Source organism: Vibrio mimicus CAIM 602 (assembly GCF_000338875.1).
Lineage (GTDB): Bacteria > Pseudomonadota > Gammaproteobacteria > Enterobacterales > Vibrionaceae > Vibrio > Vibrio mimicus.
Genome location: NZ_AOMO01000035.1, coordinates 17785 through 31195 on the forward strand (window position 1 = coordinate 17785; position 13411 = coordinate 31195).

Annotated in this window: 8 protein-coding genes and 1 pseudogene; 4 read left to right on the top strand and 5 right to left on the bottom strand. The window is 46.4% G+C overall.

Annotated elements, in window-relative coordinates; all coding sequences use genetic code 11:
• On the top strand, positions 1-1752 hold the full coding sequence (locus D908_RS07775; protein ID WP_032467630.1) for an EAL domain-containing protein: 1752 nt from the start codon (positions 1-3) through the stop codon (positions 1750-1752).
• A gap of 11 nt (positions 1753-1763) precedes the next feature.
• Positions 1764-3425 carry a response regulator gene (locus tag D908_RS07770; RefSeq protein WP_005525086.1) on the top strand — a complete coding sequence of 554 codons (1662 nt, stop codon included), beginning with the start codon at positions 1764-1766 and terminating at the stop codon, positions 3423-3425.
• Positions 3426-3457: 32 nt separating this feature from the next.
• On the opposite strand, the gene D908_RS07765 is transcribed toward D908_RS07770, so the two are convergent.
• The 3 genes and pseudogenes from D908_RS07765 to D908_RS0119545 form a co-directional block, all read right to left on the bottom strand.
• A complete protein-coding gene (locus D908_RS07765; RefSeq protein ID WP_005525088.1) occupies positions 3458-5878 on the bottom strand; it encodes a M9 family metallopeptidase in 2421 nt (806 codons plus the stop codon).
• 224 nt (positions 5879-6102) lie between these two features.
• Positions 6103-6846 carry a MipA/OmpV family protein gene (locus tag D908_RS07760; protein WP_000671517.1) on the bottom strand — a complete coding sequence of 248 codons (744 nt, stop codon included), beginning with the start codon at positions 6844-6846 and terminating at the stop codon, positions 6103-6105.
• 123 nt (positions 6847-6969) lie between these two features.
• A pseudogene (locus D908_RS0119545) lies at positions 6970-8735 on the bottom strand (SgrR family transcriptional regulator).
• A 231-nt stretch (positions 8736-8966) separates the two neighbouring features.
• Here D908_RS0119545 and D908_RS07755 point away from each other — a divergent pair.
• The gene (locus D908_RS07755) at positions 8967-9155 is read left to right on the top strand and encodes a hypothetical protein (protein ID WP_005525090.1); all 189 of its coding nucleotides are present in this window, start codon (positions 8967-8969) and stop codon (positions 9153-9155) included.
• Positions 9156-9368: 213 nt separating this feature from the next.
• A complete protein-coding gene (locus tag D908_RS07750) occupies positions 9369-9977 on the top strand; it encodes an HAD family hydrolase (protein ID WP_005525092.1) in 609 nt (202 codons plus the stop codon).
• Between the two features lie 94 nt (positions 9978-10071).
• Here the strand turns inward: D908_RS07750 and D908_RS07745 are convergent, their stop codons facing one another.
• Entirely contained in the window at positions 10072-11259 is a 1188-nt protein-coding gene (locus tag D908_RS07745; RefSeq protein WP_005525094.1) for a DUF3103 domain-containing protein, read from the bottom strand.
• Positions 11260-11518: 259 nt separating this feature from the next.
• Positions 11519-13222, bottom strand: coding sequence for a methyl-accepting chemotaxis protein (locus tag D908_RS07740; RefSeq protein WP_005525096.1), 1704 nt, complete (start codon positions 13220-13222; stop codon positions 11519-11521).
• Positions 13223-13411 lie beyond the last annotated feature (189 nt).

Below are 13411 nucleotides of genomic sequence, written 5' to 3' on the forward strand. Positions count from 1 at the left end.
TTGATTGTCGAAGATGATCGAATTCAAGCCACCAGCCTGAAGCTCAAGCTCAGGCACTTGGGGCTGGATGAGGTCATCTTGGCTGAGAATGGGTTTGCCGCTTTAGAACTGTGTAACAAAGTGGGGATTGACCTCATCTTCTGCGATATCCGAATGCCCCAAATGGATGGGATCAGTCTGTTATCCCAATTGGGAGAACATTTCCCCAAGCTTGGGGTAATTATTCTCAGTGCGGTGGATGATGCCATTCTCGAGCTGACTCGCAATATGTGTAGCTTGGCGGGGTTTCCGTTCGTCGATAGCTTATCCAAGCCTTATCAGATGGAAGAGTTACAGCGGGTTATCGAGCGCTTTCAAGAGCAAGCTCGACCAGAGATCTCGTTCAAGCAACCCATTGTGCTGACCTGTGAAGAGGTTGAGCAAGCTTTCATTCACGATCATATTTTTAACTACTATCAGCCGCAGTTTGATTTTCGTAGCGGAGCCATCGTTGGGGTAGAGGCGTTGGTGCGTTATGAACACCCCACTTACGGTATGTTAAGTCCCGCTGTATTCCTGCCTTTGATTGAGCAATGTGGCCTGCATGAGAAACTTTTTCTAACCGTACTGGAAAAAGCCGTTTCCGCACTGGCCAGTATTGATGCCGATTTACAGCTTTCCGTGAACATCAGTCAATGTAACTTGCAGCAATCAATTTGTGATCCGATTCTGGCGATTTGTGACAAGCATGGATTTGCCGCCAGTAAGTTGACCTTAGAGATGACTGAACACGAGGTTTATAACGGCACCACGACTTCGCTGGCTAATCTTGCACGTTTACGTATGTATGGCGTTGGGTTGTCGATTGATGATTTTGGTACGGGGTACGCGTCACTAGGCCAACTTGCCAAATTGCCGTTCACCGAGATGAAGATCGATCGCAGCTTTGTGCACGATCTGGCGACCAACTACAAGCATCAGCAATTGACCAATATGTGTCTGCTGTTGGCGCAATCTTTGGGATTGCATTGCGTTGTTGAAGGTGTGGAAAACGAAGAAACCTGGCAATACTTGCGCAATCTCGGAGTGGATACCTGTCAGGGATATTACGCGGCAAAACCGATGCCGATCGTTCAGTTAAGTGAGTTGTATACCAAGAATCGGCGTCAGTGCCTTGATTGCCAAAGCGCAGACGATGGCTGGCAAATTTTAATGGCGGATAGCCAAGTGCTGAGTGCCAACGCATTACAAAAGCTGATGCAAAAGGAAAATAAGGTCAGCAAAGTCTTTGTTGCTCAAGACATTGAACAAACGTTGCGTAAGCTGCGCGATTTGCCGATCAATTTAGTGGTGGTGGAAAGCCGTTTCTTATCGGGCATGAGTGTAGACGCCTTCCGCGATTTGCTTGCCCCGTATTATCAAGGTTTGGTGATTGTGTTGCAGGATGGGTTAGTTCCTAGTTTGCACTCTCAAGAGTGTCATTCAGTCGTTTGGAAAGCCAATACCTTATCGGAAACTGCGAACCGGATTTTGACGCAAGCCGAGCAGTACAGTGCGCAGGCATCGTGTGTGATGCAGCAAAGTGAACTGGCACAACTTTCTGAGCGAGAATTGATAGTGGCAAACATGCTGATGGAAGGGTTAACCAACAAACAAATCGCCCAACAGCTTGATATCAACCAGAAAACGGTGAGCACCTATAAAGCTCGGATTATGAATAAATTAGGGATTAAATCGGCCATGGAACTGGTGCGTTTTATCACATTGAAATAGAACTCAGAGACATGGCGATTCCTTCTTTTTCTGAACTGAAAGTTTTAATTATTGACGATGCTCCAATCGTGATCGCGAGCTTGCGCAGCATGTTGCTCAAGCTGGGTTTTGCAGAGCCGAATGTCACTTGCAGTAAAAGCCCGCGAGCGGCCGTGTTTATGGCCAGTCGTCAGAAGTTTGATATTTTTATTTGTGACTACAATTTCGGCAAAGGCTTGAATGGTAAGCAAGTTTTTGAAGAGCTGAAACACTACAAACTCATCAAGCAAGAAGCCGTATTCGTCTTGGTGACGGGTGAAAACTCCTCTTATGTAGTGCATTCTATTTTGGAGCTTAAACCGGACGAATACATACTCAAGCCATTCAATATTCTGACCTTACAAGAGCGATTAACCAACGCGATATCACGCAAACATGCGTTAAAGGCGCTATATCTAGCCGAGCGGGATGGTGATGCAGAGTTAGGTTTGAGCTTGTGTGATGAGCTTGAACCTTTCCACGCGGATTATTATTTTGTGATCCAGAAATTCCGTGGTGATTTTTTAACGAAGTTGCGTCGTTTTGACCATGCGCGAGAAGTTTACCTAGAAACGTTAGAGCATAAAGATTTCGACTGGGCAAAGATCGGTCTTGCCAACGCGTTAAAACAGACAGGGCGCCAAGTTGAAGCAACGCAAGTGATTCAGGACTTGCTGGCGAGTGCGCCTAACAATGTTCGAGCACGGGTAGAAGCGGCAAGCATTAGCTTAAGCAACAACTCGATTCCGGAAGCGATTCACCATCTGCAAATTGCCAACCAGATTGTACCGGGGCATTCAGAACGAGAATGGGTGCTGGCTAACTTGTGTCTTTCTGTTGGAGACAATGCTTCCGCACTTGAGCGTTATCGGTTGTATGTGGAGATCAACAAAGAAACTCATCGCAACAACCATCAGATGCACCTCAATTTTATTCGTACTTTGCTGTATGCCGCGCGACAAGCCGAGCCACCTCAACGTGAGCTTTGGTTGCGAGAAGCCAAGTCCATCCTTAAAGGGGTGTACGACAAAGGCCAACATGAAGAGTTGTTACCGCAGTTAGAGCTGGTGGCGGCTCATCTTGCGATGGAAGAGGGCGAGTTTGGGGTTTCGGTGGAGATCTTAAACAAGATCTACCGAGCGAAACCGTTTGAGTTGTTTGAAGATCGTTACCACTTCACTTGGCTGCTCAACGTTATGGGGTTTGATTCTGAGTTCGCGAAATGCATCAGTTGGTGTAACGAAGCGCTCTTAAATGAAGAAGCTGGAATTCTATTGGAAAGCCAAATTGCGTTAGGTAAAGCACTCAAACAGGCAAATGAAGACAAACTGCAATGGTTAGAGAAACGCTACCATGCACTGTGTAATAAACAGCAGACAATCGACTCACTGCTTGAGATTTACATGGAGATTTTGGATAAATGCCCGACACTGCGCACCGTGTGCATGAAGGTGGTGACGATTCTGTCGCGATATTGGCCAAAGAGTCTGAGTGAAGCCGAAATGGATCAGTTATTGAAACGTTGTGATCGCACCATTCACCAACTGATGAGTGAAGAGGAACTGACGAATGCACGGTATGAAACACTTTATAAAAAAGTAGTGGCTTTCCGCACTCACTACCGAATGGAACGAGATATGACGGTAGAAGCCTGATTGCCCTCAATGAGGGCAATCAGGGTATCGCATCAGTTGAAATAAGCGACCATTTCGATTGTGTCACCAAGGTTTTGCGCATTTAAATAAAAGTGCACATAACCCGCTTGAGTTACCGGAATACTCAGGTATTCGTTGCTTCCTTCATAAGTCGAAGCGTGCTCATATTGCTCACGAGTCGGCCAATACTCTTTGGCTGCAAACAGGTCGATATTGCCACGGTTCTGCGCTGAAGCGGTTATCCATACTTGTACCTCAGTGGCACCTTCTGGTACGTACATCGCGACATAGCGTTGTTGATGTACTGAAAGGGTTTGCGGTTGGCCAGATTCCAACACAACTGGCGTGAGATCATCTTTACGTTCTGGTTGAACGCTTGGCTGCTCTGTAACCAGATGAGAGCTCAATGTGACGGCAGAATATGCGCTTCGTCCCGCTATGCTTAAGTAGTAGCGTCCCGGTTTGATGTAACCATCTTGTTCTGGCTTGAATGAAATAGCTTCATTGCTGCCGTCAATGAACTCCGTCACTTGGTAATCATAGTAATGAGCTACTTTTTGGTGACTCATGTAAAGATCGGCGTCGCCATCTCCCGATATCGTGACCTGAAATTCACGGCTGTGTTCTGGTACATCGATATAGAACAAATGCTCACTATAAGCTTGTCCTGAGAGTGTTACAGATTGGTTGGCTGTAAGTGCTGTCACTGCCTCTTCAGGTTTAGTTTCTGGCTCTGAAGGATCTGGGTTCTCTGGCGTTTCGGCTTTGAGTGTATCAAGCCAGACTGCAAACTCGGCGTTGTATTGTTCACCTAAGTTTTTCACTGTTTGCGCCCATTGTGCAAATTGCCCTGTGCGAGACAGTACCAACAAGCTTTCGACGTCTTGAGGGTGTTTTTCCATCATAAAGCGCACCGCTAAGTAGCCCCAACGATAAATACGGTTGGAATCGTGCGAGTAGGTGGTGGCCATCACGTCAGAAAGGCTCATTTTGCCTTGTGGAATAAGCTCAATCGCGGCTTGATAGCCTTGCTTGTAATGCATGTACTCGGCAAACCCTTCTAGCCACCAAACAATATGCCCATGAGCCAAGTTGTCGCTAAAAGTACCGTATTGGTTGAAACGTGCATCTAAATAGTGTGTGTACTCATGCTCTAAGTTCAGAATTGAAAGATCATCACCATTGGCATAACGATAAGCGACAAAACGAGCTTGGTTATTGGCTTCAGCAGGGTTGCCTTCCAAATATTGCCCACCATTATCCGTGGTGTTGTTAAACAAGAAAGCAGAGTAATTGACGTAGCTGTCGTTGTTGGCAAACACCGCAACCTCAACGCGCTCATTGTTGTCATCGGCGACCGGCACGTAACCGCTGTTCACCACTTGGTGGAAATCCTCTTCTTTTGCATTGAGGACATCACAAGCTCGAGCCGCTTGTCGATCGGAGAGATCTTGTGAGCGGATGATTGCCGGACCTTGGCACTCATAGCGATTCGGCAAAATGCGTGCTGCTAATTCTTGTTTTGCTACCTCAAAGTCAATTCCTTGTGCTTGCAAAGCCTCTGGCGCGTAGTAGCGCATCATATCAACTGCGGCGAGCCAAATTTTGTCGTGCTGACTGCCTAAAGGGTAACGGACAAGGGTTTGTTCCATCACTCTTAATGCTTTCTGTTTGGTGACGGCATCTGGGCTTACGAGCAAACGTCCTGTCTCGCGCAGTGCGTTATAAACCAAAAATGCAGCGTCAGTGTTTAGTGCCCACTCATTCTCGATCGCGAATTGATGCAACGTATCAATATGCTGAGTATTGGCAGCTAAGTAGCGATAAAACTCCGCATTACCGACATGGCCGGACATAGAGCGGAACAGATTATTGAGACCGTCTACCCATTGAGTGTTCTTCGCTGTCTCTTGGTTGAATAAGCGAAGTGCAGACATCATGGCATCCATGGTCAAAGGCAGTTGCTTAATATTGTCGACCATCAGAGAGAGGCTTTTCATTGCTGCTACTTGCTCACGGCCTTGATCGAAGGCATGTGGGTGAAGCAAGAAGCGATTGATCGATTGAGCAAAGCGCTGGCTCAATGCTTGAGAGTAAGGCTCACTTTCTGCGTTATAGCGTACGTAATAAGCCGCGCGGATGAATTCACCATAGTTTTCCAAGCGTTGGGCTTGTTCTGCCTCGCCAGTGTAACGCGTAATTTCTGCATCCAGCACTGTTTGTAAGTGCGACAAGGTGGCTTCGCTGTACACCGTTTCTAACGTCGCCGCTGGCGCATAAAACCAAGAGCTATAACAAGACTGATCGGCAGCCGCAATTTGCGCAGGCAGATCACGAGTTTGTTGTAAGTCTTGAATGTCACAGGCGGCTTGCGCGTAAGTGGTATGAGAAAGACCAGCCAATAAGCAAGCGATGGCGATGCGATGACGTCGGAACAATGGTTGAGAGTACACAGTAACACCTATTTATTATCAATATGTTGGAGGTGTGGGTTATACGTCTCATCATTGATTCAGTGAAACTAACTCCATAAAAACCATGAGGTTAATTCAGAAAATAGAGCATAAGCTCTATTTTCTGGTGGGAAAAATAAGCAGTGATAAATCAATCAAAAACAGATTCTTTGCTTTGATTAACTGTTGGATAAATAAAGAGTTATTTCCAAATCTGTTGATTTTTAGAAGTTGAACGTATAGGCAGCGCCTAAAGTCACCGCCCATCCAAGGTCTCTTTGGAGTATCGGGCTGGCAGAATCATGATGTTCCAATTCCACCTTCGCGATGCTGATCCAGTTGTCACCTAGGTCATAAATGCCAATCAGCCCTGCTTGATAAACCCAAGTGCTTTTTGCGGTAAAAGCGGGTAAGCGAGAACGAGTCGCTTCAGTGGGTGATACAGAGTAAAGGTGTTGTGAAAGCTTTGAATCACGATAATCGGCTTCCACATAAGGTGTTAGCGTCAGTTTTGGAAGAGCGGTGGTGTAACTGCGGCTTAAATGCAATTGCACTTCATAACCGTTATGAACGTCAGTCACATCGTGCAGGTAAGTGATTCTGGCACCGACCGTACCAAAGGTAATACCCAGTTCACCGTTGCCTTTGCGCTCGTCGATACCTGAAGGGATTTCATCAAAATCTTGGCTAACTTCAGCAAAACGCCATTGGCCACTTAAACCAAACCAAGGGTGAAACAGGGTGAGGTTGGCGAGTGAGCCATCCACAAATCCATATTTGCCGTTATAAAACAGGTTTGGCTCTAATGAGAAACCCGCATTTTCATCTTGTTGACGGTAAACTGATTCCCCATAGACCAGACTGCCGCCAATAAAACCGTAATCGTAGTAGTCAGGCTGTTCAGCCGAGTAAGCAAATGGAATGGCTGCCAAGAGCGGCAGTGCCAGTAGTCGAGTGTTGAACTTCATCGTTATTGTCTCCTTATCAAGTTTCTAAGTTCCAACTGCTTGACGCTAAAACATCAAATAGTTGGTGATATAGAACTCATTAGGAGGCAATTTCTTTCCCAACAATTGATCTGAGTGATGAAATCAATCGGTAGACCACACATTGCGAATGTCTGGCCAGCCCCAGTTCGTTAACTCAACATCGTGTAGCACACCGTGAAAACGCAGGGTTTGCCTATGGTGAAACAAGGGGGCCAGCCACGATTCGCTTACCAGTAAAGAGGCGATAGGTTCGAGTTGATGCAGATATTCTTGCAGTGGAGCCTGTTCACGAACAGCATTCAATTGCTCCATTAACCACGCTTTATCACTCGGTGAAACGCACGCATGCAGGATGGGGTTACTGAACAACATGGAAAAAGCGGAGGCGTGGCGGTTGTCATCCAAATTGATGTTGGTCAGTACTAAGGTTTCATCTAATTCACCTTTCAAGGCACGTTGATTGAGTTCGCGGTAAGTGTAAGTGTGGATCTCTAAGGCAATACCTTGTTTAGCCAGCAGCCTTGCTATGGATTGAGCGCAGATTTGCAACGCAGTGTAGTTGTATAACGCAAGGGTAAGTTTTGTGGGTAGTGTGACATTTGGAGCGGGGGATTTAAGTACCGCGCGCCACAAAGGAAGTAAATTGCGGGCTGCTCAACGCCAAAGGCCATACCGTGTTGGTTCATGTCTTCTTCAATCGAAGTGGGATTGAGTATCTCACTCAGCAAGTGCGCTTGTGCTTGGGTGAGTGGTGCTTGGGCTTGCTGATTAAACAGTACCATTAAGCAACCATCTTCAACTCGGCTCTGATGTTGAGAGGATGAAAGAGGGTGAGAAATTCCAGTCACCGAAACTTGATGATGGCAGCTTGCCGTTTTGGCTTCGGGTTGATTGGTTTCAATCAACGGCGTGTTTAAACGTTCTTCATCCACTCGCCAAATAGTGACGCGATCGGTCAGTGCTCGACAGCCATAAAACTGATTAAAGGCTTTCAGTTTGAGTTTGCTGTCTGTGTGTTCTTGCACTTCAAATGGTCCACAGCCAACAACAGGGATGATCTGCCCACCATGGAATTGGCTGTAATTGAGCTGGCTTACAGGCTGAATGGCGTATTTTACCCCCGAGATCATCCCCGCGAAGCCAGGATCAGGACGTTGTAGGTTAAACACCACTTTAAATGGTGTCGGCGCTTTAATATCGGTGATATGTGCTAACTCGGCTTGATGTGTCTCTAGGCTTGAGAGCTTGGCAAATAGGCTGACAATGGTGTTTGCATCAATGGCTGCGCCGTTATGAAAGGTCAACTCTGGGCGCAGGTAGAAAGTCCACTGCCAAGTTTGCGGATCATAATGCCAGTGATGCGCTAATTCAGGTTGAACCTGTCCATTGGAATCTGAACTGACCAAGCAACTGTAAATTTGGCGGATCAAAAACCGCTCACTGCTACGCTGGGGAAGGTGGGGCAATAAAGGTTCAAACGGGCGCTTATAGGTAAGTTGAATGTGTAGGCGGCCTTCTTGCAAACTCGCCCCAGAGGTTTTTTTCAGCAGCTTGGCAAAGGCGATTTCATCGTTATCCAAAATCGCCATTGCTTTCTCATATTTACCGATCTGAACTCGCTTCGCCGCAAGCTGTTCTTTGAGTTGCATGAGCTCAATGTGCAATTGCAGCAGAGAACGATGATGACGCCCCGCCTTCGGCGTCCATGTTAACCAGCCCAGTTGGTGCAGTTTGACCAATAAGTTTCTGGCGTGGCGCGGGCTAGTAAACAGCAGCTCAGCCAACTCAGGTAAAGTCGTTTTAATGTTACAACCAACACCCAAGGGCGCTAGTCTCGCGTAGTAACGCAGTAAATTGAGATCAGACACGGTTACCTCAATGGTCATTTCACCTTGTGGCTATTGTAGTGAAAACCCACTCAATTAATGGTGAAAACCTGCGTTTTGTTTGTTCCTCATTTCTACTTAAAAGAGTGATTTTGGAAGATATGAGCTGTGGAAAATGACTAATGCGGAGCAAAATCAATTGAATCACTCAGTTTTTTACTTCCGTAATCGCGCAGAGAATAGAAGGTGTGAAAGCAATACGGAGTGCACGGTATGTTTGATGAAAAATCCAATGGACCAGCCCCAATGGCTACCTACTATCAGCAGCGGCTTGAACAAAGTAAAAGCACGATTGAGCGAATGGCACTACTTGGTTTGTTTGACTTGCTGTTTCAAACACCACACGAAGTGGAGAAATCTCAGCCTCGAAAACATCAATCCAATAAGCCCACAACGCAATAAACCCAGCAGCACTCGTAACCTGACTCCTGATGCTCCCCCCAAGCAAGGGTTCGAGTGCTGCTTTCCCAATATCAGCGCACTACTGAATATCCTCAATGTGTTATGTGCAGTTCACGGTTTTGTTACGTTTAGTGACTTTGTGAGCACTAAGTCAACAATCACTAGGTGAGTTGGTTAAACTCTGGCAACTAATCAGAATAGAGGGAACTGGTGATGGCAATTCGTAATGTGGTCTTTGATCTTGGCAACGTAATTGTAAAGTGGGCACCTCAAGAAATTGCTCGGCTGACTTTTGGGGAAGATGAGCAGAGTGCTGTGCTAGCGAAGGCCGTGTTTCAAAGTGAGTTTTGGCGTGATTTAAATAAAGGAAAATACACCGAGGCAGAAGTGAAACGGGCGTTTCATCAGCAATTGGGCATTCCAATGGATGCGTTAGACCAGCTCTTCTTCCACATTAAAGATACGCAAGTGCTGCTCGCGGGTACTCAAAAATTGATGGATGATCTACGCCAAGCAGGCTATCGCCTTTATGCATTGACCGATAACGTGAATGAAATTGTCGCCTACCTGAAATCTCAGTATGACTTCTGGCCGAAATTCACTGGTGCCGTTGTGTCTAGTGAATGCGGTTTACTCAAACCGGATCCGGCGATTTACCAACATCTCGCAGAAAGCCAGCATTTGGATCCACAAGAAAGTGTGTTTATGGACGATATGCCCGCCAATGTAGAAGGGGCACGTCAGCAGGGTTTTCATGCATTTCAGTTTGTGGATGCACAGCAAGCAAGAGCGGAGTTATTGCAGTTGGGCTTGAATTTTTAACGCCTTAAATTTTCCAAGCATAGCCATCAAGCGGTAAGCGATTTTTCAGTAAAAGGGCAGGCTTTTAGCCTGCCCTTTGTGTCTATAAGCAATGTTATTTTGTCGGATAGATCGTCAGTGGTTCAAACGTTGCCACTGCATTACCGCCTGCGCCCGGATGATCCGTGTAGGGTGTGTCTTGCATCAAGGTATAAAACACATCGACAAAGTCATCGTCGTTCACCAACACGCCATCGGGAATGGCTTCAATAATCTTTCCGGTGATCTGCGCGATGATGGCGTAGCCTTGAACCTCAGGATTCGGAATCAGTTTGAGTACTTCTTCGGCCACTTTAACCAATTGCTTGGCCAGCTCTTTGTAATCGGTGCCGTCATCCTGCTCCATCAAAACGATGTCGGCCGCGCCCCAACGGTATCTCGACCAGTGAATGACAACTTGATTCGGGAAGTAATCTTGCTGATCGTAATCCAGATAAGGCATGTCAATTAAATCGATCGTCGGTTTGTCTCGGTTTGGATCCACACCTGTAACCAAGGCATAGATTTCAGCACGGCCAGAAATCCAAGGCTCTTTATCATCTTGCAGGCGGATTTTCTTTAACACCGTAGTGGAAAGTGGAGGTGTGTCGGAGTCCGCAGAACGGCTGAGAGTGCGAGTGGAAGCTTCAACAGAGCTGCTTTCTTCAGTGGATAGTTGTGAATCTTGGCCAAGGCGTTGCATTTCGGCACGCATGGCTTGTAAACCAGCTTTCAGTTCAATCGCACTGTCGTTATCCACGACAAAAACGGGCACATCAGGTAGCTGATAGACATCCAGTTGGTGGATTTGCCCGTAAACATCAAAGGCTTCAATGTACTGCCAAGTATCATCGTTACCACTAGGTTCAAAGGCAAATAGTGGGCTTTGGCCTTCTTTCCATTCTTGCAGCATGGAAGCATCTGCCAAACGCAGTTGCAGCAATTGATCGGTATATTGCTCAATGCCTTTCAGAGAACGTACGCTTTTATCTGCTGAACGCAGTTGCTGGCTGAATTCTGCACTAGGTGCGACGTCAACCAAGTCAGACATCGACACACTCAGATTATCCGCCGTAATTTGCGTTTTTAGCGTCTGCGCATAGGTCGCGTAGTTCTGGCTGAAGGATTCGGCCAATTGACGTTTTTGTGCAACCACCGCATCGGCTTTCGCCTGCGGGCTAAGTTGCGTAGTTTGAGTATCTTCTGACTGGCAGCCAAGCAACGCAAAAGTCAGGAACACTGCTGTGGTGAGTGGTTTATTCATAGATGAACCCTTTTTATTGTTGTAATGAAATAGAGCTTTAACTCTACTTTGTTCAAGCTACCACGGTTTGTGCGTATTACAGAGTGGAAATATTCAGCAAAGTTATCTTTTCTGGCTTGAGATCAAATTCTGTTGAGGATAATGAAAATAGGGAAATACGCTGTAGGGCGAGATGTTCCTAGGGGAATGGCTCAGAGGATATTGTTAAATAAAGAAGAAAGGGCAGAAGGAATTCCGCCCTTAGTCGGATAAAGTCAATTTACGCTTTGTAGCGCGCGACTTCTTGTTGCATGTTATCGGCCAGTCTTGCCAACTCAAGTGTGGCTTCAGAACTTTGCTGTGCGCCCACGGCAGTTTGATTCGATATCTCACTGATCGCACTAATATTCTTGTTGATCTCTTCCGTTACTGCGCTTTGTTCCTCAGAAGCTGTGGCAATTTGAGTGTTCATGTTTGAGATACGATCTACGTTAGCTGAGATTTGTGACAGCGCAGTGCCCGCTAAACGCGCTTTTTCGACTGCTTTCGAAGCACTATCAACCCCTTGTTCAATCATCTGAGTTGAGTCTCTGCTGCTCTGCTGCAAACGTTGCACGGTCTGCAAAATTTGCTTGGTTGATTCTTGCGTGCGGCTCGCCAATGTTCTGACTTCATCGGCAACCACTGCAAAACCGCGGCCTTGTTCCCCGGCGCGCGCCGCTTCAATGGCGGCATTCAACGCAAGCAAGTTGGTTTGCTCTGAAATGCTTTGAATCACATCCACTACGCTGCCGATGTCTTCAGAATCTTTCGCCAGCAATTGCATTGCCTCCAGCATTTGTTGCAAGTCATTGGATAACCCCTCAATCATCGCAATGTTCTCATTCACAACTTTACGCCCTTGCGCGGCGGCTTGTTCTGCTTCTTCGGAAGCTTCCGCCGCTAACCCCGCGCTTTGTGCTACTTCATGTACCGTGGCGGTAAATTGGTGAATAGCGGTGGCAATCTGTTGAGTCTGCGACTGCTGTTCAACAATGTTTTGCTTGGTTTGCATGGCAACCGAAGCATTCTGTTCTGCGGCAGTGGCGAGGGCGGAGATTGAATGTCGATTATTACTGATGACATGTTGAAAGCTGGACACGATACGGTTCACGTACTCGGCAATATCTGAAAACTCATCACTGCCTGTTACCGGAATTCGCTGAGTCAAATCACCATCAGCAATGTTTGTGGCCGAGTCTGCTAGTTGATGCACGGCATTATTCACCCGTTTAGCAATCAATAAAGCCAAGGTCGTGGTAACAATAAGTGCAAGTGCACCAAGTAAGCCTACACTCCAAAGAAATTGGCGGATGTCACGCTCTGAGGCCAAAAAGTTGGCTTTGCCTTCTTTAATTTGAATATCAAGAAATGCTTCGGCTGCTTGCTTGATATCGCCATAAAGAGGGTTGATTTTTTGCAGCAGAATCAAGTTGGCTGCATCGTAATTCTTCGCCTTAATCTGCGTGAGGGCGGGTTCAAAGCCGTTTTTGGTGACTTGATCCAACTTTTCTTTTAGCGCAAGGATCACTGCTTTTTCTTGTCCGTCCAGCTCTGTCGCTAAAATCTCGTTATCAACGATATGGTGTAGATCCGTTAGGGAAGCTTCAATTCCCTCCATGTGCCGATCAATTGGGTGATCATGCATGTGGGCATATTTCGATGAAGGATCATGCTGAAAGGCAAGTAATAATTGGCTTCGCGCGCTACCTAAATCATCGAGAATGCGGCCGGCACGAATAGTGTGTTGCATGCCTTTTGAATAAAGCGACTCGATAGAATTCGAGGCGTTTTGCATACCTGTTAGGCCTTTAAACCCAAGGAAAAGGATGGATACAACAATCAATACAACAATCAGCTTTAAACGAAAACCGACACTGTGCAGTGAGTTTGTTGTGCTTTTCGCGCTCTCGCGATGGGCACTGTTTAATGAATTGGAAGTCATCTTCTACCCCGACAGAATAGTGAAAAATATAAATTAGAGTTGTATTGAGTTCAGTATGGTTCAACAGGGGTTAATGAATGATTTTTCACAAAGTTATGATAGGTAGATCATGATTTTGGTGTCATATATTCATACAACATCTGGGTGCGCAGAAAGGACTCTTTATTGAGTGCGCGTGGGATATTTCGC

Bases quoted from the DNA above. Each gene is read 5' to 3' on its own strand.
- D908_RS07755 (WP_005525090.1), top strand. From the start codon at position 8,967: ATGTTTGATGAAAAATCCAATGGACCAGCCCCAATGGCTACCTACTAT.
- D908_RS07750 (WP_005525092.1), top strand. From the start codon at position 9,369: ATGGCAATTCGTAATGTGGTCTTTGATCTTGGCAACGTAATTGTAAAG.
- D908_RS07740 (WP_005525096.1), bottom strand. From the start codon at position 13,222: ATGACTTCCAATTCATTAAACAGTGCCCATCGCGAGAGCGCGAAAAGC.
- D908_RS07745 (WP_005525094.1), bottom strand. From the start codon at position 11,259: ATGAATAAACCACTCACCACAGCAGTGTTCCTGACTTTTGCGTTGCTT.
- D908_RS07770 (WP_005525086.1), top strand. From the start codon at position 1,764: ATGGCGATTCCTTCTTTTTCTGAACTGAAAGTTTTAATTATTGACGAT.
- D908_RS07760 (WP_000671517.1), bottom strand. From the start codon at position 6,846: ATGAAGTTCAACACTCGACTACTGGCACTGCCGCTCTTGGCAGCCATT.